General features: G+C 72.2%; 22 protein-coding genes. 9 read left to right on the forward strand and 13 right to left on the reverse strand.

The genetic code is table 11. The annotated features are described in order from the left end of the window. Positions 1-67 precede the first annotated feature (67 nt). A complete protein-coding gene (locus ABZ385_RS27615; protein WP_358585488.1) occupies positions 68-709 on the reverse strand; it encodes a DUF6758 family protein in 642 nt (213 codons plus the stop codon). A gap of 163 nt (positions 710-872) precedes the next feature. Between ABZ385_RS27615 and ABZ385_RS27620 the strand changes: the two genes are divergently transcribed. After that, on the forward strand, positions 873-2,129 hold the full coding sequence (locus ABZ385_RS27620; RefSeq protein ID WP_358585490.1) for an MFS transporter: 1,257 nt from the start codon (positions 873-875) through the stop codon (positions 2,127-2,129). A gap of 19 nt (positions 2,130-2,148) precedes the next feature. Here ABZ385_RS27620 and ABZ385_RS27625 read toward each other — a convergent pair whose 3' ends face one another. Beyond that, positions 2,149-2,733, reverse strand: coding sequence for a suppressor of fused domain protein (locus ABZ385_RS27625; RefSeq protein WP_358585492.1), 585 nt, complete (start codon positions 2,731-2,733; stop codon positions 2,149-2,151). A 501-nt stretch (positions 2,734-3,234) separates the two neighbouring features. On the opposite strand from ABZ385_RS27625, the gene ABZ385_RS27630 reads away from it, so the two are divergent. Together ABZ385_RS27630 and ABZ385_RS27635 are read left to right on the forward strand one after the other, a co-directional pair. Further along, the gene (locus ABZ385_RS27630) at positions 3,235-4,374 is read left to right on the forward strand and encodes a magnesium and cobalt transport protein CorA (protein ID WP_358585494.1); all 1,140 of its coding nucleotides are present in this window, start codon (positions 3,235-3,237) and stop codon (positions 4,372-4,374) included. Positions 4,375-4,397: 23 nt separating this feature from the next. Continuing rightward, positions 4,398-4,916 (forward strand): hypothetical protein, encoded by a 519-nt coding sequence (locus tag ABZ385_RS27635; protein WP_358585496.1) that lies wholly within the window; start codon positions 4,398-4,400, stop codon positions 4,914-4,916. Positions 4,917-5,009: 93 nt separating this feature from the next. On the opposite strand, the gene ABZ385_RS27640 is transcribed toward ABZ385_RS27635, so the two are convergent. Continuing rightward, positions 5,010-5,738: a hypothetical protein gene (locus tag ABZ385_RS27640; protein ID WP_358585530.1), complete on the reverse strand. Its 729-nt coding sequence runs from the start codon at positions 5,736-5,738 to the stop codon at positions 5,010-5,012. A 250-nt stretch (positions 5,739-5,988) separates the two neighbouring features. Here ABZ385_RS27640 and ABZ385_RS27645 point away from each other — a divergent pair, with 250 nt between their 5' ends. From ABZ385_RS27645 to ABZ385_RS27655, 3 genes are read left to right on the forward strand one after another with little or no spacing between them, the layout of a single operon-like run. Then, positions 5,989-7,269, forward strand: coding sequence for a CBS domain-containing protein (locus tag ABZ385_RS27645; RefSeq protein WP_358585498.1), 1,281 nt, complete (start codon positions 5,989-5,991; stop codon positions 7,267-7,269). After that, positions 7,256-7,795: a DUF1003 domain-containing protein gene (locus tag ABZ385_RS27650; protein ID WP_358585500.1), complete on the forward strand. Its 540-nt coding sequence runs from the start codon at positions 7,256-7,258 to the stop codon at positions 7,793-7,795. Before ABZ385_RS27645 ends, ABZ385_RS27650 begins: the two co-directional genes overlap by 14 nt. A gap of 44 nt (positions 7,796-7,839) precedes the next feature. Continuing rightward, positions 7,840-8,973, forward strand: a complete 1,134-nt coding sequence (locus tag ABZ385_RS27655) for an Mrp/NBP35 family ATP-binding protein (protein ID WP_358913652.1) — start codon at positions 7,840-7,842, stop codon at positions 8,971-8,973. A 42-nt stretch (positions 8,974-9,015) separates the two neighbouring features. Here the strand turns inward: ABZ385_RS27655 and ABZ385_RS27660 are convergent, their stop codons facing one another. From ABZ385_RS27660 to sigE, 5 genes are all read right to left on the reverse strand, one after another. Continuing rightward, positions 9,016-9,684: a hypothetical protein gene (locus ABZ385_RS27660; RefSeq protein WP_358585504.1), complete on the reverse strand. Its 669-nt coding sequence runs from the start codon at positions 9,682-9,684 to the stop codon at positions 9,016-9,018. 121 nt (positions 9,685-9,805) lie between these two features. After that, entirely contained in the window at positions 9,806-10,267 is a 462-nt protein-coding gene (locus ABZ385_RS27665; RefSeq protein ID WP_358585506.1) for a sec-independent translocase, read from the reverse strand. A 145-nt stretch (positions 10,268-10,412) separates the two neighbouring features. Next, a complete protein-coding gene (locus ABZ385_RS27670) occupies positions 10,413-12,176 on the reverse strand; it encodes a trypsin-like peptidase domain-containing protein (RefSeq protein WP_358913653.1) in 1,764 nt (587 codons plus the stop codon). A 149-nt stretch (positions 12,177-12,325) separates the two neighbouring features. Beyond that, on the reverse strand, positions 12,326-13,348 hold the full coding sequence (locus ABZ385_RS27675) for a zf-HC2 domain-containing protein (RefSeq protein ID WP_358913654.1): 1,023 nt from the start codon (positions 13,346-13,348) through the stop codon (positions 12,326-12,328). After that, complete coding sequence (gene sigE / locus ABZ385_RS27680; protein WP_358585512.1) at positions 13,345-14,118, reverse strand: RNA polymerase sigma factor SigE; 774 nt, start codon at positions 14,116-14,118, stop codon at positions 13,345-13,347. Before sigE ends, ABZ385_RS27675 begins: the two co-directional genes overlap by 4 nt. 156 nt (positions 14,119-14,274) lie before the next feature. On the opposite strand from sigE, the gene ABZ385_RS27685 reads away from it, so the two are divergent. After that, a complete protein-coding gene (locus ABZ385_RS27685) occupies positions 14,275-14,970 on the forward strand; it encodes an O-methyltransferase (protein ID WP_358585532.1) in 696 nt (231 codons plus the stop codon). 149 nt (positions 14,971-15,119) lie between these two features. Here ABZ385_RS27685 and ABZ385_RS27690 read toward each other — a convergent pair whose 3' ends face one another. Together ABZ385_RS27690 and ABZ385_RS27695 are read right to left on the reverse strand one after the other, a co-directional pair. Then, positions 15,120-15,287 carry a DUF3117 domain-containing protein gene (locus ABZ385_RS27690; RefSeq protein ID WP_003966491.1) on the reverse strand — a complete coding sequence of 56 codons (168 nt, stop codon included), beginning with the start codon at positions 15,285-15,287 and terminating at the stop codon, positions 15,120-15,122. Further along, the gene (locus ABZ385_RS27695) at positions 15,275-15,556 is read right to left on the reverse strand and encodes a hypothetical protein (protein WP_358585513.1); all 282 of its coding nucleotides are present in this window, start codon (positions 15,554-15,556) and stop codon (positions 15,275-15,277) included. Before ABZ385_RS27695 ends, ABZ385_RS27690 begins: the two co-directional genes overlap by 13 nt. 38 nt (positions 15,557-15,594) lie before the next feature. Here ABZ385_RS27695 and ABZ385_RS27700 point away from each other — a divergent pair, with 38 nt between their 5' ends. After that, on the forward strand, positions 15,595-16,395 hold the full coding sequence (locus tag ABZ385_RS27700) for an enoyl-CoA hydratase-related protein (protein WP_358585515.1): 801 nt from the start codon (positions 15,595-15,597) through the stop codon (positions 16,393-16,395). 3 nt (positions 16,396-16,398) lie between these two features. Here the strand turns inward: ABZ385_RS27700 and ABZ385_RS27705 are convergent, their stop codons facing one another. Together ABZ385_RS27705 and ABZ385_RS27710 are read right to left on the reverse strand one after the other, a co-directional pair. Then, a complete protein-coding gene (locus tag ABZ385_RS27705) occupies positions 16,399-16,989 on the reverse strand; it encodes a DNA-3-methyladenine glycosylase I (protein ID WP_358585534.1) in 591 nt (196 codons plus the stop codon). Positions 16,990-16,991: 2 nt separating this feature from the next. Continuing rightward, positions 16,992-17,411 (reverse strand): DivIVA domain-containing protein, encoded by a 420-nt coding sequence (locus tag ABZ385_RS27710; protein ID WP_358913655.1) that lies wholly within the window; start codon positions 17,409-17,411, stop codon positions 16,992-16,994. A gap of 142 nt (positions 17,412-17,553) precedes the next feature. On the opposite strand from ABZ385_RS27710, the gene folP reads away from it, so the two are divergent. Then, positions 17,554-18,414 carry a dihydropteroate synthase gene (gene folP, locus ABZ385_RS27715; protein ID WP_358913656.1) on the forward strand — a complete coding sequence of 287 codons (861 nt, stop codon included), beginning with the start codon at positions 17,554-17,556 and terminating at the stop codon, positions 18,412-18,414. Positions 18,415-18,498: 84 nt separating this feature from the next. Here the strand turns inward: folP and ABZ385_RS27720 are convergent, their stop codons facing one another. Then, positions 18,499-19,275, reverse strand: a complete 777-nt coding sequence (locus tag ABZ385_RS27720; protein ID WP_358585521.1) for a TIGR00730 family Rossman fold protein — start codon at positions 19,273-19,275, stop codon at positions 18,499-18,501. Positions 19,276-19,328 lie beyond the last annotated feature (53 nt).

Here is a 19,328-nt window from a genome sequence, read left to right on the forward strand (position 1 = left end):
ACAGCGCCTCCTCACGGGGCGAACGGCCCCGCCGCGCCCACTCCCCGCGCATCCGGACGGCACCCGCTCACGGCGTGAGCAGTCTCGGGGAGAGCGCGCCGCACGGGAGCAGGTCCACCTCCGCGCCCGCGTCCCGCAGGTCCGTCAGGACCAGCTCGTCGTACATGAGGAGCCCCGACTGCTCGGGCCACGCGATGGCCCACAGCCACAGGCCCCGCGCCTCTCCCGCGAACACGGCGCGGTCGTCCGGCGTCCCCGACACATGCCACAGCGGTGTCGGCCGCCCGGCGGCGTGCACCTTGGCGTGCGGCGGCTTGTCGACGCTCATGAACGGGCCGGGGTCGGGTCCGTCGACACCGGCGTACCGCGCGCCGAGGCCGACGCCCAGCTCCTCGGCGACCAGGACCAGCTCCCCGACACCGCCGAGCGGCGCGGGCCCCGAGCAGGCCACGGCGGTGGCCCGGCCGCCGCTGCGGTCGTCGCCCGCGCAGGCCACGCCCGTGAACAGCCAGCCCACCGGCAGGGGCCACGGCATCCACACCGGGACCTGCGCGCGGTGCACGACGACCTGGAGGGCCTCGACGCTGGGCGGGATCACGGGCTGCAGCGGGTGCACGGTGCCGTCCACGTCGCACTGCCAGGAGTCGGCAAAGAGGCCGGGAGCCCTGACCCGGCCACCACACTTCGGGCAACTGGGTTCGCCCCTCATAACGACCAACGGTCCTCTCCGCTCGTCGCCCCGTCAAGGACGATCACCCGTCCGGTGGCCCTGTCACCGGGGAAAATTAGATGTAGCTTGCACTCTTTAGCCTCTCTAACTTAATATGTGCATACGTCAACGAACTCTCCGGACGCAGTGAAGGAGCGGCCGCATGAACAGCAGCAGCACGGGAGGCCCCGCCGAAGGGGACCCGTTCGACACCGGGGCCGGCGGCCTCCTGCGGCAGCCGAAGGCGGTGTGGGCCACCGCGGGCGCCTCCGTCGTCGCCTTCATGGGCATCGGCCTCGTCGACCCGATCCTGCCCTCCATCGCAGAGGGCCTGGACGCGAGCGCCGGCCAGGTCTCCCTCCTGTTCACCTCGTACTTCCTGATCACCGCCCTCGCCATGCTGGTGACCGGCTACGTCTCCAGCCGCGTCGGCGGCAAGAAGACACTGCTCCTCGGCCTCGCGCTCGTCGTCGTCTTCGCGGGCCTGTCCGGCACCTCGGGCTCGGTCGGCGAGCTGGTCGGGTTCCGCGCGGGCTGGGGGCTCGGCAACGCCCTCTTCGTGTCGACCGCGCTGGCCGTCATCGTCGGCGCCGCGGCCGGGGGCAGCGCGGCCGCGATCCTGCTGTACGAGTCGGCGCTCGGCCTCGGCATGGCCTGCGGGCCACTGGTCGGCGCCCTGCTCGGCGACGCCAGCTGGCGCTACCCGTTCTTCGGCACCGCGGTGCTGATGGCCATCGGGTTCCTGTGCATCACGGCGTTCCTCAAGGAGCAGCCGAAGCCCGCGCGGAAGACGTCCCTGCTCGACCCGCTCAGGGCCCTCGGCCACGGCGGTCTCGCCTCGGCGGCGGCCTCCGCGTTCTTCTACAACTACACGTTCTTCACCGTGCTGGCTTTCACGCCGTTCGTGCTGGACATGACCCCGTACAAGTCCGGCGCCGTCTTCTTCGCCTGGGGCGTGCTGCTCGCCGTCTTCTCGGTGCTCGTCGCACCCCGGCTCCAGGAGCGGTTCGGGTCACTGAGGGTGCTCGGCGGTTCGCTGGTGCTGCTCGCCGCGGACGTCCTGGTCCTCGGCTACGGCAACCACACCGCGGCCGTCGTCTGCACGATCCTGTCCGGCGCCTTCATCGGCGTGAACAACACCGTCTACACCGAGCTGGCCCTCGGCGTCTCCGACGCGCCGCGGCCGGTGGCCAGCGCGGGCTACAACTTCGTGCGGTGGTTCGCCGCGGCCGCCGCGCCGTTCTTCGCGCCGAAGATCGAGAAGTGGAGCGACATCCACATGCCGTTCGTGGTCGCCGCCGTCACGGCGGTACTCGGCGCGGCCGTGGTCTGGGTACGCCGCACCTCCCTGACCCACGAGGCCGAGGAGCTGGAGCCGAAGCACGCCACCGAGGACGGCGTCACCGTCTTCGCCGGCTGAGCCTCCCCGGTACGGAACCTCAGTCCAGGGACACGGACTTGCGCAGGGGATCGCGCAGGTCCGTCCCGCCGCTCAGCCAGCGCTCCTGGAGGGCCGCCGCGCCGTGCACCCGCTTCCACGCCGCCTCGTTCGGCGTCATCGGCAGCAGCGGCAGGAACCGGACGGGGTCCATCGGGTCGTCCAGGTCGAGATCCTCCACCAGGCCGCCGGACTCCGCGACGAGGACCGAGGTGAAGGGCGCGCCCGGCCACAGCGGGTCGCCCACGTCCAGCGAGGCACCGGGCGCCACGACGAGGCCCTCCACCTGCGGCGAGGCCGCGAGCACCGCGAGGGGGCGCAGCACCTTGTCCGTGTCGGCGAGCCCGGCCCGTACGGAGAGCACCAGCTCGGCGCGCGGACCCTTGACCGGGTCGGCGAGCACGGCCGTCGGATCGGCCATCGGCTGGGCGGACATGCCGAGCGTGGCGTAGCGGACCACGTCGCCGTCCGTGAACCGCAGCACTTCGACGCGGTCGGTGCCGAGGAAGGTCACCGCGGCGCGCGCGTCCGGTTCCCCGAGGCCGGTACGGAGACGGGCCTCGACCAGCGCAAGAACATCAGCCATGACATGAGCATAGAACTCGCCAGTGATGGGCAAAGCGGGGACTTGACACCGCGGTCGGCTGATAGTGTTGGCCGCTGGCCCAGGGCAGCACGCAGAAGCGTCGCTTTCAAGCCCTGAGCACAGACACTGACTTCGCGCCACGGGTGCGAGGGGCGCATGGGACTTCCCTTACGGGGGACCGGCCGGAGGAGGTGGGGCTGCAATGGACCGAAGTCGACCGTGCAGTACCACCCGCTCTTCCGCCCGCTGAATCACGCAGCCCCGTAGCTGCAGGAGCACACACGCGCGCACCTCAAGCGGTGTCCGTGCCGTGTGCGACGGAAGAGCACTTCGTTTCCACCTGATCTGTCTGAGTTCCCTGATCTGTGTCAGTAGCGAAGCTGCCACCGCGTCGGTGCGGTGCTCCCCGCTTTGTGGACGTGCCAAACATCCCGCAGCAGGACGTCCCCATTCCGGGTAGTTCCACCCGCCGTAGGCGGCCTCCCCCGAAGGAGCCTGCCCATGTCGATGATCCGTGACCTTCGTGCCGCCGTCCGCCCCTCGCTCCGCAAGGACGGCACCTCTTTCGCGACCGCCTCCCCCTCCTCGTACGACACCTATGACGCGACCCGCGAAGCCGCGTCCGCCGTCGTGGACTGCGCCGTCTACCAGGACGGCCGGCGCGTGGCGAGCGCCGACGCCCTCAGCCCGCGCGAGGCGATGCTCAAGGTGCGCGGCGAGGGCGGCTTCGCGTGGATCGGCCTGCACGAGCCGACCGAGGCCGAATTCGCGGGCATCGCGGCCGAGTTCGGGCTGCACCCCCTCGCCGTCGAGGACGCCGTCCACGCCCACCAGCGGCCCAAGCTGGAGCGCTACGACGACACCCTGTTCACGGTCTTCAAGACCATCCACTACGTCGAGCACGCCGAACTCACCGCCACCAGCGAGGTCGTGGAGACCGGCGAGGTGATGTGCTTCACCGGACGGGACTTCTTCATCACCGTCCGGCACGGCGGGCACGGCTCGCTGCGCGCCCTGCGCCGCCGCCTCCAGGAGGACCCCGAGCTGCTCGCCAAGGGCCCCTCCGCGGTCCTGCACACCATCGCCGACCACGTGGTCGACGGCTACCTCGCGGTCGCCGACGCGATGCAGGACGACATCGACGACGTCGAGAGCGAGGTCTTCTCCGCGCCGAGCAAGGGCAAGGGGTCCGCGCGCGGCGTCGACGCCGGACGGATCTACCAGCTCAAGCGCGAGGTCCTGGAGTTCAAGCGGGCCGTCTCGCCGCTCCTTCGCCCGATGCTGCTGCTCAGCGAGCGGCCGATGCGGCTCGTGGACCCCGACATCCAGAAGTACTTCCGTGACGTCGCCGACCACCTGACACGCGTCCAGGAACAGGTCGTCGGCTTCGACGAGCTGCTCAACTCGATCCTCCAGGCCAACCTCGCGCAGGCCGCCGTCGCCCAGAACGAGGACATGCGCAAGATCACCTCCTGGGCGGCGATCATCGCCGTGCCGACGGCGGTCTGCGGGGTCTACGGCATGAACTTCGACCACATGCCCGAGCTGCACTGGCGGTTCGGCTACCCGATGGTGCTCGCCCTCATCGGCGGCGCCTGCTTCGCCATCCACCGGACCCTGAAGCGCAACGGCTGGCTGTGAGCGCCACTCGGTAGGCTGCCCGCATGACTGGGACTGCTGACATGCCGCTGGGCCGCGCCCTCGTGGAGGAGGCCACCAAGAAGTCCGGCCTCATCTGGGTCCAGGGCGAGGGCTCCCCCGCGCGGGCGCTGTGGCACGTCTGGCACGACGGCGCCGCGCACCTGGTCGGCGACGGACCCGGCGAGCAGCCGCTGCCCGGGCTCGTCGACGGCGGCCTCGCCGAGGTGACCGTGCGCAGCAAGGACAAGGGCGGGCGGATCGTCGCCTGGACGGCGCGCGTCACGGAGCTGGCGGCCGGCTCCGAGGAGTGGGAGGCGGCCGTCGCCGAGCTGAAGGGGAAGCGGCTCAACGCGGTGGACGCCGAGCGGATGCCCGCGCGGTGGGCCGCGGAGTGCCGGGTCGTGCGGCTCACTCCGCGTGCGGCGGTCACGGAGTTGCCCTCGGGGTCGCTGGCGGCGGTGCCGGTGCCTACGGCGGTCACCACTCGGCGGGCTGTGCCCGCGGGGCTGCCTCGCTTGTTGTTCCGGCGCAAGCGCCGTTGAGCGTCTGCGGTTCGTGAGTCCGCGCGGGTGCGTTCTGGTTGCTCGCGCCGTTCCCCGCGCCCTAACGCTTGCCCCTTCGGGGCTCGCTTCGGCCTATGACGTGGGGAGCTGTTTGCCGTAGTCGACCATCTCGGTCTTCGCCGGCTCCTGGAGGGGGAAGTCCCTGTTCCAGTCCGTGAGCTTCAGGGTGCCCGCGTGGCCGCCGCGCTCCAGGCGCAGGGGGTAGGGCTTGCCGTCCAGGGAGACGCTCAGCGTGCCGCCCGCGCCCTCGTCGCCGGTGATCTTGATGGTGCGTACCGCGCCCGTCTTGCCCCGGTCGCCCTTGGCCAGTTCGCCGTGCAGGGTGAGCAGCCCCCCGAGGAGCACGCCCTTGTCCGTGAAGCCGCTCAGCTGTTCGTAGGCGGGATCGCCCTGCGGGACCTTCACGTACTTGCCGTCGAGCTTGGCCGCCGCGGCGTCGTCGCCCGCCCCGGGCTTCCCGTCGCCCTGGCCCCCCTGGTCGCTCTTGTGCGCCCAGAACCGCGAGTCGGCCTTCAGGAACAGCTGCTCACCGACGCGCAGCAGCTGGAACGTCTGCCCCTTGGAGGTGACCGAGCCCGTGCCGCCCTCGTCCTTGAGGCGCATGTCCAGGGTGTACGTGTGGCCCTTGCTCACCACCGTGCCCGAGAGCCGGACCGCCGACGCCGCCGCCGCCACCTTGGTCGACCTGCTCTGGATCTTCGGCGCCGGCAGCTTCCCGACGCCGTTCGTGCCCGCGTCCGGGTCCTCGGCACCGCCGCAGCCGGTCAGACCCGCGACCGCCGCGACCACGCCGGCGCACATCGCACTCACGAACACTGCCCTGCGGCGGGCGCGGCCGGCCAGGGGAAGTACGGTCACAGGTGGCGCTGCCTCTCGTGCGGTCGGCCTCAACGGCTGGGGGCGTACGGCAGCGTACCCGGGTCGGCCGGGTGGATCGGAGCCAGTCCGTCCGGACCCTCCGCCGGGGCGGGTCCGAGCGGGACGGGCTAGCCTGAAGCCCGTATTGCCGGACGAAACGGCAGGAATCACTTCGGAGAAGAGGAGGCGGACCATGGCGGCAGGCGCGCCCCGGATCTTCGTCTCGCACCTCTCCGGCATCCCCGTCTTCGACCCGAACGGCGACCAGGTCGGGCGGGTGCGCGACCTGGTGACGATGCTCCGCGTCGGTCGCAAGCCCCCGCGGCTGCTCGGCCTCGTCGTCGAGCTGGCCACCCGGCGCCGCATCTTCCTGCCCATGACCCGCGTCACCGGCATCGAGTCGGGCCAGGTCATCACCACCGGCGTGCTGAACGTGCGGCGTTTCGAGCAGCGGCCCACCGAGCGGCTCGTCCTCGGCGAGATGCTCGACCGCCGGGTCCACCTGGTCGAGTCCGGCGAGGAGGTGACCGTCCTGGACGTCTCCGTCCAGCAGCTGCCGGCCCGCCGCGACTGGGAGATCGACCGGGTCTTCGTGCGCAAGGGCAAGGGCGGCACCTTCCGGCGCAAGGGCGAGACGCTCACCGTCGACTGGTCCGCCGTCGACGGCTTCTCCCTGGAGGAGCACGGCCAGGGCGCGGAGAACCTGCTGGCCACCTTCGAACAGCTGCGGCCCGCCGACCTCGCGAACGTCCTGCACCACCTGTCGCCCAAGCGCCGGGCCGAGGTCGCCGCCGCCCTCGACGACGACCGGCTCGCCGACGTCCTCGAAGAGCTGCCCGAGGACGACCAGATCGAGATCCTCGGCAAGCTCAAGGAGGAGCGCGCCGCCGACGTCCTGGAGGCCATGGACCCCGACGACGCCGCCGACCTCCTCGCCGAGCTGCCCGAGGAGGACAAGGAGCGGCTGCTCGCCCTGATGCAGCCGGCCGACGCGGCCGACGTGCGGCGCCTGATGGCCTACGAGGAGCGCACGGCCGGCGGTCTGATGACGACCGAGCCGATCGTGCTGCGCCCCGACGCGACGGTCGCCGACGCCCTGGCGCGCGTGCGCAAGGAGGACCTCTCCCCCGCCCTCGCCGCGCAGGTGTACGTGTGCCGGCCGCCCGACGAGACGCCGACGGGCAAGTACCTCGGCACCGTGCACTTCCAGCGGCTGCTGCGCGACCCGCCCTACACGCTGGTCGGCTCGATCCTCGACGACGACCTGCAGCCCCTCGCGCCCGGCGCCACGCTGCCCACCGTCGCCGGCTTCTTCGCGGCGTACGACATGGTGGCCGCGCCGGTCGTGGACGAGGGCGGCGCGCTGCTCGGGGCGGTCACCGTGGACGACGTACTGGACCACATGCTGCCCGAGGACTGGCGCGAGACGGAGTTCCACCTGGCGGAGGACGGAGCGGACCATGGCGGCGGCTGACCGGGAGCGCGAGAACCGCGCCGAGACCCGCAGCCCCCGGTTCCGCCTCGACCAGCCCCGGCCGCCGCGCCGCAAGCTGCTGCCCGACTACGACCCGGAGGCGTTCGGGCGGCTCTCGGAGCGGATCGCGCGCTTCCTGGGCACCGGCAGGTTCATCGTCTGGATGACGGTCGTCATCATCATGTGGGTGGTGTGGAACATCGCGGCGCCCGATCACCTGCGCTTCGACCAGTACCCCTTCATCTTCCTGACGCTGATGCTCTCCCTCCAGGCGTCCTACGCCGCCCCGCTGATCCTTCTCGCGCAGAACCGCCAGGACGACCGGGACCGCGTCAACCTCGAACAGGACCGCAAGCAGAACGAGCGTTCCATCGCCGACACCGAGTACCTGACCCGGGAGATCGCCTCCCTGCGCATGGGCCTCGGCGAGGTGGCGACCCGCGACTGGATCCGCTCCGAGCTCCAGGACCTGGTCAAGGAGCTGGAGGAGCAGCGCGTCGAGCAGCGTGACGCAGGCGACCGCTGACGGCCCTTCCCCCGGCGGGGTTACCGCGCCGTACTATCGGGTCTATGGCTACGGAAGACGCGGTGCGTGAAGCACTGGCGACGGTGAACGACCCCGAGATCCAGCGACCCATCACCGAGTTGGGGATGGTCAAATCGGTGGACATCGGCGCCGACGGGGCGGTGGCGGTCACCGTGTACCTGACCGTCTCCGGCTGCCCGATGCGCGAGACCATCACCAAGAACGTGACGGACGCGGTCGCCGCCGTCGAGGGTGTCACGCGCGTCGACGTCACCCTGGACGTGATGAGCGACGAGCAGCGCAAGGAGCTGGCCTCCGCGCTGCGCGGCGGCACCGCCGAGCGCGAGGTGCCCTTCGCCAAGCCCGGCTCGCTGACCCGCGTCTACGCCGTCGCGTCCGGCAAGGGCGGCGTCGGCAAGTCCTCGGTGACGGTGAACCTCGCGGCCGCGATGGCGGCGGACGGCCTGAAGGTCGGCGTCGTGGACGCGGACATCTACGGCCACTCCGTGCCGCGCATGCTGGGCGTCGACGGCAAGCCCACCCAGGTCGAGAACATGATCATGCCGCCGTCCGCGCACGGCGTGAAGGTCATCTCCATCGGCATGTTCACCCCGGGCAACGCCCCGGTGGTGTGGCGCGGCCCGATGCTGCACCGCGCGCTCCAGCAGTTCCTCGCGGACGTCTTCTGGGGCGACCTCGACGTGCTGCTCCTGGACCTGCCGCCGGGCACCGGCGACATCGCGATCTCCGTGGCGCAGCTGGTCCCGAACGCCGAGATCCTGGTCGTGACGACGCCTCAGCAGGCGGCGGCCGAGGTCGCCGAGCGGGCCGGTTCCATCGCCGTGCAGACCCACCAGAAGATCGTGGGCGTCGTGGAGAACATGTCGGGGCTGCCCTGCCCGCACTGCGACGAGATGGTCGACGTGTTCGGCACGGGCGGCGGCCAGAAGGTCGCCGAGGGCCTCACCAGGACCACCGGCGCCACGGTGCCGGTGCTCGGCGCCATCCCGATCGACGTGCGGCTGCGCGAGGGCGGCGACGACGGCAAGCCGGTCGTCCTGACCGACCCCGAGTCCCCCGCCGGCGCGGCGCTGCGCACCATCGCGGGCAAGCTGGGCGGCCGCCAGCGCGGCCTGTCGGGCATGTCGCTGGGCATCACGCCCCGCAACAAGTTCTGATCGCTCAGGGGCGCGGGGAACCCCCACGCGCCCCTGGCGGCGTCACGCGTACGCGCCGATGTCCTCGATCACCGAGAACCCCAGCCCGTACGCACTCATGCCGCGCCCGTACGCGCCCAGGTGCACGCCCTGCCCGGTGGAGCCGGCGAGCACCCACCCGTACTCGGACTCCCGGTAGTGGAACGGCGTCGGCTCCCCGTCCACGGGCAGGGAGAGCGACGACCAGTCGGCCCCCTCCAGGTCGTCCGCGAGGACCCACGCCGTCTCCGTCTGCTGGTCCAGCCAGTCGTCGCGCAGGGAGTGGTCCATCTGGGTGGGCCAGGTGCACGAGAGCAGGCCGACCCCGGCCAGCCAGGCCGCCGAGGAGACCGAGGTCGCCTCCAGGACACCCGTGCCGTCCGCGCTGCGCCGCACCGGGTTGGCCGCGACGGTCACCACCACCGCGAAGCGTTCGTTGTCGCTGTTGCCGAGGGTCCCCTCGGCGCGGACCGACGGCTCCTCGCCGTGGCCGATCGAACCGTGCTCCACACAGCCGTCCGCCGTCGCGCCGACCCGCATCAGCCAGCGCGGCCCCGTGAACGCCTCGTCGAGGCCGTACCAGGGGAAGGGCGCCAGCAGGTAGCCGTCGACCGTGCGCCGGACGGAGGGCGCCGTCTGCGCGGTGCCCTCCGCGGCCGGCGCCTGCGCGCCTACGCGACTTGTCGTCTCCATGTACCCGGCCGCCTCCTGTCTCTGTGTCCGTCCGGAGCGGCCCGCCCCCCTCGGGCGTCCTCACGCCGGACAACAAGGCAGGATAGCCACACCGGTCGGCGGCGACGGTTCAGGCGAGGCCTCAGGTGGCGTCCGCGTCGAACGGCGGGCGGTCGCCGGAGTCGGACTTGGCGGGCTCGGCGGACTTCTTCCGCATGTCCACGCTGGACGCGCCCGAGGAGGCGGCGACGGCCGGTGCGGAGGAGTCGGACGAGTCGCTGTCGCGGCCGTGCACGGCGTCCGCGACCTCGTTCATCTCCTTCTTCAGGTCGAAGCCGTTGCGGATCTCCTTGAGACCCAGCTCGTCGTTGTCGAGCTGCTTGCGGATGAACTTCTTCGGGTTCAGGTCCTCGAACTCGAAGTCCTTGAACTCCGGCCCCAGCTCTTCCCTTATGTCCGCCTTCGCGCTGTCCGAGAACTCGCGGATCTTGCGGATCGTGCGGGAGATGTCCTGGATGACCTTCGGCAGCTTGTCGGGGCCGAAGATGAGCACGGCGAGGACGACCAGCGCCACTATCTCGAGTGCGCCAATGTCATTGAACACCTAGAGCTCCTTGCGATGTCCTCAGCCCGCAACAGGTCGTCGTCCGAGGTCTGGACCGTGCCCACGGTACCCGGCGCCCGTGTCCGTCCGGTAGCCGCTGCGCCACAACGGGGCGCAGACGCGCTCCGGCCGCCGCCCGGCCGGCTCAGTCACCGTCCGCCGAGCCGAGCACCAGGGTCACCTCGCGGTCGCGGCCGCCGCCCTTGACGGTCAGGGCGAGGTGGTCCCCGGGGCGGTGGGCGCGGACCTTGACGATCAGTTCGTCACTGGAGTGCACGGGCGCGCCGTTCACCTCCGTGATGACGTCGCCCGGCTTCAGGCCCGCCTTGTCGCCGGGGCCGTCCGTGTTGACCGCGGGGCCGCCGTCCCCGCTCTTGTCGGCGATGCGGGCGCCGTCGCCGCTGAACTCGGTGTCCAGCGTGACGCCGATCACCGGGTGCGTGGCCTTGCCTACGTTGATCAGCTCTTCGGCGACGCGCTTGCCCTGGTTGATCGGGATGGCGAAACCGAGGCCGATGGAGCCGGCCTGGCCGCGGGCCGGGTCCGAGCCGTCGTCGGCGGAGCGGATGGCGCTGTTGATGCCGATGACGCGCGCCTTGGAGTCGACCAGCGGGCCGCCCGAGTTGCCCGGGTTGATGGGGGCGTCGGTCTGGAGCGCGTCGACGTACGAGACGTCGCTGCCGTCGCCCTTCTCGCCGCCCGCGGTGATGGGCCGCTCCTTGGCGCTGATGATCCCGGAGGTCACCGTGTTGGCCAGGTCGAAGGGGGCGCCGATGGCCACGACGGGGTCACCGACGCGCACGTTCTCGGAGTTGCCGAGGGTCAGCGGCTTCAGGCCCCGGACGCCCGAGACCTTGACGACCGCGAGGTCGTAGCCGGAGTCGCGGCCGATCACCTCGGCCTCGGCGGTGTCCCCGCCGCTGAACGTCACCGTTATCCGGCCGCCCCGGCCGGCGGGCTCGACGACGTGGTTGTTGGTGAGGATGTGGCCCTTGCCGTCGAGGACGAAGCCGGTGCCGGTGCCCTGCGCCGAGCCGCCGCTGACGTGCAGCGTCACGACTCCGGGGAGGGCCGTGGCGGCGATCGCGGCCACGCTGCCCCGGGGGCGGTCCTTGGACTCGACGTCGGCCTGCGGCAGTTCGATCTCGTCCAGGCCGTTGCGCTCCAGATACGACCCGAGCGCGCCGCCGATGAGGCCGGACACGAGGGCGATCAGGGCGACCCCGACGACGAGGACCCGCCTGCCGCGCTTGCGCTGCTGGTCCCTGGTCTCCGGAGGCAGCGACCCGATCTGCTGGAGCGGCACGTTCCAGGGGTCGTACGCGGGCCTGGACGCCCCCTGAGCCGCCTGCGGGACCGGTGCGGCCTGCGGGACGCCAGAGACCTGAGAAACGCCGCCGTAGGGGCCGGAGGCGGCCGCGGGCACGCCGTGCGGGGGCGTCGTGCCCTGCGGGGGTGTCACACCGTGCGGGGGCGTCGTGCCGTGCGCCGGCATGTTCCCGGGCGGGGGTGTCGTGGCGTGCGCGGGCGGGAGCGTGGTGCCGTGGGTCGGGGTGGTCGCCGGGTGTTGGACCGGGGGCGCGGGTGCCCAGGGGCCCGGCTCCCCGTACGGCGGGGTGCTGTAGGGGTCCGGGTCGTGCAGGGGGCGGGGCCGCTCGCCCTGGACGGGGGAGGCGGCGTCACCGGGGGCCACGCCACCGCCGGACGGCGCACTGGCGACGGGACCCCGTGCCGGGGCCGCGCCCGGCTGCTCGGGCACACCCGGCCGGGACGCGTCGAGCTGCTGGGTCACCCCCGGCTGCGGGGCGGCGCCCTCGGGGGCCGCGACGGGCGGCTGAGGCGGGCCGGCCGCCATCTCCGGCCGGGGACGGCTCCACCACTTGGCCTTCGCGGGCCTGCCCTCGTCCATGCTCTCCCCACAACTGGCCCGCGGCGGACGCCGATCACCTGCTCGCCGCCCACCTGCTCGACAACTCCGCGCCCGCCGGATCCCCCGACCGGCACGGTCCACCGAGATTCAACCAGGTTCCCGCACCGGAGCGCAGGGCTCCCGGCGCGTCAGTGGACCCGCGCGGTGCCCCGCAGCGGAACCGGGACGGGGTTCACCGCGGTGGCGTCCACCGAGTCCGCGGCGCCCGGGCCGACGTGGCCCACCACGGGCGGCCGCACGACGCGGGGCGTCACGGGGACGCGATGCGGCAGCTGGGGCGGGCGTATCAGAGGAGAGAGCAGGGCGGCGCCCGCCGGCATCGGCGCCGCCGGCTCGGGCACGGCGCCATGGGTGCGGGGCGGCCGCGCGCCGCCGGGCAGGAGGGGGCCCAGCACCTCGGTCGGGGCGAGCGGGGCCGCGAGGACCCCGGAGCGCCGGCCCTGCGCCGCCGCCGAGGTGCCCGCGCCACGCCGCCGCACGGAGTCGGGCGCCGCGGCGACACCGGAGCCCTGGGTGCGCTGCGGCGTGACGTTGCTGGGCGCCTTGGAGCCGCCGGCGCGCGAGTCGCCGAGGTCCGCGGGGACGCCCGCGGTGACCCCGCCCAGCGCGATCGCGGCCAGCGACACCGCGCCCGCCGCGGCGAACGCGAAGCGGCGTCCGCGCCAGAGCGAGCGGTCGCCGTCCTGGCGGGTGACGTCGTGGACGCGGAATCCGCGCCCCGTGCCGGGCAGCACCGCGGCGTGGGTGCCGGTCGGCGCGTACCCCACGAAGGAGTCGGTGCGCACGCCGAAGAGCCCGGGCCGCGGCAGCCCCGTGGAACCGGTCGCTCCGGTGGCGAAGCCCTCTCCGTCCTCGCCCCCGGGGCGCCCGGGGTCGTCGGGCGGCTCGAAGCCGCCCGCGGGAAGGCCTTGCAGTCGGGCGAGGAAACTCTCGCTGGGCGGCGGTGGAGCGGCCTGCGCGAAGACGCTCTTCAGGCGGCGCTGGGCGTCGGCCTCGGTCTTGCACATCGGGCAGGTCGCCAGGTGGGCGAGGACCCGCTCGCGCGCGTCATGGCCCAACTCGCCGTCCACCAGGGCGGCGAGACGGTCCCCCAGATGCTGCTCGGCGTCGGACAGCTGCCGCTCGGCAGGATTCGACCGTGATCCACTCACGCGGTCGCGCCCCCTCCTCCCAGCGCCACGGCTCCGGTGACCGCGAGCGAGCGACGCTCGGCACGGGCTTCGGGAGAGCGGTGCTGGAGGGCCTTGCGCAGCTGCGAGCGGCCCCGGTGGATACGGCTGCGGACCGTGCCGAGCTTCACGCCGAGGGTGGCGGCGATCTCCTCGTACGAGAGGCCCTCGATGTCGCAGAGGACCACGGCGGCGCGGAACTCGGGCGCGAGGGTGTCGAGCGCCTGCTGGACGTCCGCGTCGAAGTGCGTGTCGTTGAACACCTGCTGGGGGGAGGGCTCGCGGCTCGGCAGGCGCTCCGCCGCGTCCTCCCCGAGGGCGTCGAAGCGGATGCGCTGCTTGCGGCGCACCATGTCCAGGAAGAGGTTCGTGGTGATGCGGTGCAGCCAGCCCTCGAAGGTGCCGGGCGTATAGGTCGACAGGGACCGGAAGACACGGACGAAGACCTCTTGGGTGAGGTCCTCGGCGTCGTGCTGATTGCCGGTCAGGCGATACGCCAGGCGGTAGACCCGGCCGCTGTGCGTGCTGACGATCTCCTCCCAGGTGGGCGGAGTCCACGCCTGCGCATCCGCGTCAGCGGCAAAGGTCGCGGTCTGAGCGGAGTCGTTGGCACGGATGCGGTCAGCGGTGTCGGTCACGGATTTCGGCTCACCCGCCAACCCGAGAAAACGCCGGAGCGCTCCTCCCCGAACCGCGGACGCAGCCGCACCTCCCCTGTCGGCTCTGGTGGTGTCCAGTGGAGCCCCTACCATAACCACCTCGCCCGTTAGCTCCGGATAAGCGTTTTTACGTGAATTTGGTACGGGCTTCGCCGCGCGTGTCCTGCCGCTCGGGCGCGCCCGCTTCCGGTCCTGGTCCATACCGATCCCCCCGCCGTCCTCCCACTCCCTGTAAACGCCCGGTCCCATCTGCGGGTTCCCGGCCCAACGGATACAGTCACGGCCAGGCAACCATGGGGACAGGAGAGGGCCATTACCGGCAACCGGCAGACGAGCTGGGCGTTCGCCGACGCCTTTGTCGCCGAGGACGAAGCGCTGCGCTGGGCCCGCGACCGGGCCCGGGAGGCAGGGCTGCCCTCGGTGTCGCCCGGCACCGGCGCCGCGCTGCGGATGCTCGCCGCCACGGCCGACGCGAAAGCGGTCGCCGAGATCGGCACCGGGACGGGAGTGTCGGGGATCCACCTGCTGCACGGCATGCGGCCCGACGGCGTGCTCACCACCGTCGATCCCGAGCCGGACCGGCAGCAGTTCGCCCGCGAGGCCTTCCGTGCCGCGGGCTTCGCCGGCAACCGGGCGCGGTTCATCCCGGGGCGGGCCCTCGACGTCCTGCCGCGCCTGGCCGACGGCGGTTACGACCTGGTGTTCTGCGACGGCGACCGCATGGAGTCCCTGGACTATCTCGCTGAATCGTTGCGCCTGCTGCGCCCTGGCGGACTGGTCTGCTTCGAGGGTGTCTTCGCGGACGGCAGGACGGTGGACTCGGGGCCGCAGCCCGTGGAGATCCTGGCCCTGCGGGACCTGCTGCGCACCGTGCGGGAGAGTCCGGAGCTGGTGACGTCGCTGCTGCCGGTGGGCGACGGACTGCTGTGCGCCGTGAAGCGGTAGCGCGGGGCCGGCGGACAGGAACAGAAAAAAGGGGCGGTTGCCGACCGCCCCTTTTTTTTCTCCCCCGCACCCCGGTCGGGCCCGAAAAAACAGCACTGCCCCGGCATCGACGATGCCGGGGCAGTGAAAAGAGTGGGTGCGCTTCCGCGTCAGCCGACGACCTTCTTCAGAGCGTCGCCGAGCGCGTCGGCCTCGTCCGGAGTCAGTTCGACGACAAGTCGTCCGCCGCCTTCGAGCGGAACGCGCATGACGATGCCCCGCCCCTCCTTGGTCACCTCGAGCGGGCCGTCGCCCGTCCGCGGCTTCATGGCCGCCATGCTCGTTCCCCTTCCTGAAACCAGCTCATCGCAGCCGACAACCCAGGTGTCACCGGCATCGAACATATTGCTTCCAGGCCATTATCCCGCATCGCGGGACCCGATGACCAACATCGGTCTGCATCGCTTGCGCAACGCGCGCCCGCAAAACCACCCAATTCGGCGATGTGGCTGCGATACTTCGCCGCCCCGCACACCCGACAGAACCGGAATTCTTTGACGCAGGTCACATATCCGGCCTCGTGCCGGACCGTGATGATCTCCGTCATGCTGAGGTCCACGTACTGGACCAGCGGAGGGGACCACCATGGCCGACAGCGTGCTCTACGAGGTGAGCGACGGACTGGCGACGATCACGATCAACCGTCCCGAGGCGATGAACGCCATGAACACGGAGGCCAAGGTCGCCCTGCGGGAGGCCGTGCGGTCGGCCGCCGCGGACGCCGAGGTGCGCGCGGTGCTGCTCACCGCGACCGGGCGGGCCTTCTGCGTGGGCCAGGACCTCAAGGAGCACATCGGCTCCCTCGCGGCCGACCGCGAGGCGGGCACGGGGCAGACCATGAGCACGGTCCGGGAGCACTACAACCCCATCGTGCGGGCGCTGACGGGCATGCCGAAGCCGGTCGTGGCCGGGGTCAACGGCGTCGCGGCCGGCGCGGGGCTCGGTTTCGCGCTCGCCGCCGACTACCGCGTGGTCGCGGACACCGCCACGTTCAACACCTCCTTCGCCGGGGTCGCCCTGACCGCCGACTCGGGCGTCTCCTGGACGCTGCCGCGCGTGATCGGCCCCGGGCGCGCCGCCGATCTGCTGCTCTTCCCGCGCAACATCACCGCGCAGGAGGCGTACGACCTGGGCATCGCCGGCAAGGTCGTGCCCGCGGCCGATCTCGCCGCCGAGGCCGCGCGGGTGGCCCGCGCCCTGGCCGAGGGGCCGACGCTCGCGTACGCGGCGCTGAAGGAGTCCCTCGCCTACGCGGCCGGCCACTCGCTGGACGAGGCGCTGGACAAGGAGGACGAGCTCCAGGGCAGGGCGGGCGCGTCGCAGGACCACACGATCGCCGTCGAGGCCTTCATCGCCAAGGAGCGGCCGAAGTACCTGGGGCGCTGAGCGTCAGGCCCCGGCCGCCTCGCGGGCCACGCAGTCCGCGAGGTGGTCGTTGACCAGGCCGCAGGCCTGCATCAGGGCGTACGCCGTGGTCGGGCCGACGAAGCGGATGCCGCGCTTCTTGAGGGCCTTGGCCAGGGCGAGGGACTCGTCGGTGATCGCGGGGACGTCACCGAGGGTCCTCGGCGCCTCGCGGGAGGCCGCGTCGGGCGCGTAGGACCAGATGAGCGAGTCCAGCTCGCCGGCGGGCCAGTCGGCGAGCACGCGCGCGTTGGCGAGGGTCGCGTCGATCTTGGCGCGGTTGCGGATGATGCCCGGGTCGGCCAGGAGCCGGGCGCGGTCCTCCGCCGTGAACTCCGCCACCGCGGCGATCTCGAAGTCCGCGAAGGCGGCGCGGAAGCCCGCCCGGCGGCGCAGGATGGTGAGCCAGGACAGGCCCGACTGGAAGGCCTCCAGGCAGAGCCTCTCGTAGAGCGCGTCGTCGCCGTGGACGGGGCGGCCCCACTCGTCGTCGTGGTACGCGATGTAGTCCGCGGTGGACAGGCCCCAGGGACAGCGCAGGGCGCCGTCCGGGCCCGCGAGCGCGCCGCCTTCGATGCTCACTGGCCGCTCTCCCCGTCCTCGACGTCCTGCATGCCCTTGCTGTCCGCCGGGTGGGCGCCCGTGGCCCCGCGCCGCTCGTACCCCTCGAAGAGGGCCGGGCCCGCGACCGCCGTGGCCTGGACGCCCGCCAGGGCCGCCTCCAGCTCGGCGATGCGGGCGTCGCGCTCGGCCAGTTCGGCGCCGAGGCGGCCGAGCACGTCGTCGACCTCGTCCATGTGGTAGCCGCGCAGGGTCGTCGGGAAGCGGACCGCATCCACGTCGGCCCTTCGCAGCGGTCGGTCGGGGGGCAGCGGATCGGTGAACCGCTCGGGCGCGGCGTCGGGCAGGACGGCGCTCTCGCCGCCGCCGACCACGGCGAGGGTCACCGCGCCGACCACCACGACGAGGGCGATGACCAGGAACAAGAACAAGACCATGCCGTCAGGCCCTCACACTCGACTGCCCGTACTGAAACTGTGCGGCTCCGATCGTGCCATGCGCCTGTGACAGTTAAGGTCGCAGGCGGCCGAACCGCGGCACGGACCCACCAGCGACAAGGACCCAGGAGGGCCACAGGGGATGCTCAGGCTTGGCAGGCGCGAGTTCGACGCGCACGAGCCGGTGATCATGGCGATCGTCAACCGGACCCCGGACTCCTTCTACGACCAAGGGGCCACGTTCCGCGACGAGCCCGCGCTGGCCCGGGTGGAGCAGGCGGTCGCCGAGGGCGCGGCCATCGTCGACGTCGGGGGGGTCAAGGCGGGCCCCGGCGAGGAGGTGACGGCCGAGGAGGAGGCGCGGCGCACGGTGGGCTTCGTCGCCGAGGTGCGCAGGAGGTTCCCCGACGTGGTGATCAGCGTCGACACTTGGCGGCACGACGTCGGCGAGGCGGTCTGCGAGGCCGGCGCCGATCTGCTCAACGACGCCTGGGGCGGCGTCGACCCGCGGCTGGCGGAGGTCGCCGCGCGGTACGGCGTGGGCCTGGTGTGCACGCACGCGGGCGGTGCCGAGCCGCGGACGAGGCCGCACCGCGTCACGTACGACGATGTGATGGCCGACATCCTGCGCGTGACGGTGGGCCTCGCCGAGCGCGCGGTCGGCCTCGGCGTGCCGCGCGAGTCGGTCCTGATCGACCCGGGGCACGACTTCGGCAAGAACACCCGGCACAGCCTGGAGGCCACCCGCAGGCTCGGCGAGATGGTGGAGACGGGCTGGCCGGTGCTGGTGTCGCTGTCCAACAAGGACTTCGTGGGCGAGACGCTGGACAAGCCGGTCAAGGAGCGGGTGATCGGCACCCTGGCGACGACGGCGGTCTCGGCGTGGCTGGGCGCGCAGGTCTACCGCGTCCACGAGGTCGCGGAGACGAGGCAGGTACTCGACATGGTGGCGAGCATCGCCGGGCACCGGCCCCCGGCGGTCGCCCGGCGAGGGCTGGCCTGACCAACCGGGCCCGCCCCCGGCGGCGGGGGTTGGCCTGAGGTCGGTCGGGGGTTGGCCTGAGGTGTTCGTGCGGGCGCGTTGCGGTTACTTGCCGACTTCCTTGGTGACCAGGGAGATCGCCTCTTCCACGTCGTCCGTGACGTGGAAGAGGAGCAGGTCGGCCTCGGAGGCCTTGCCCTGGGCGATGACCGTGTTCTTCAGCCAGTCGACCAGGCCGCTCCAGTACTCCGTGCCGAAGAGGACGATCGGGAAGCGCGTGACCTTGCGGGTCTGGACGAGGGTGAGCGCCTCGAACAGCTCGTCCAGGGTGCCGAGGCCGCCGGGCAGCACCACAAACCCCTGCGCGTACTTCACGAACATCGTCTTGCGGACGAAGAAGTAGCGGAAGTTCACGCCGATGTCGACGTAGGGGTTCAGGCCCTGCTCGAAGGGCAGCTCGATGCCGAGGCCGACCGAGGTGCCCTTCGCCTCGACGGCGCCCTGGTTGGCCGCCTGCATCGCGCCGGGCCCGCCGCCGGTGATGACCGCGAACCCGGCCTCCACCAACGCCTTGCCGATCTCGACCCCCGCCGCGTACTCCGGCGAGTCCATCGGGGTGCGCGCCGAGCCGAAGACGCTGATCGCGGGCGGGAGTTCGGCGAGGGTGCCGAAGCCCTCGATGAACTCCGACTGGATGCGCAGGACCCGCCAGGGGTCGGTGTGCACCCACTCGGAGGGGCCGTCGGAGTCGAGGAGACGCTGATCGGTGGTGCCTGCCTGGACCTTGTCGCGGCGGCGCAGCACCGGGCCCAGCCGCTGCTCCTCGGGACGCTTCCCGGCAGCGGGGGTCCCTCGGTCCGTGCCGGCGTCGGGGTTGGTCATCGTCTGCTCCCTCCATGCGTGCGTGACCCACAGGGTAGGTCCACGCGGGTTAC

Source organism: Streptomyces sp. NPDC005898 (assembly GCF_040629635.1).
In the GTDB taxonomy this organism is placed as follows: Bacteria; Actinomycetota; Actinomycetes; order Streptomycetales; family Streptomycetaceae; genus Streptomyces.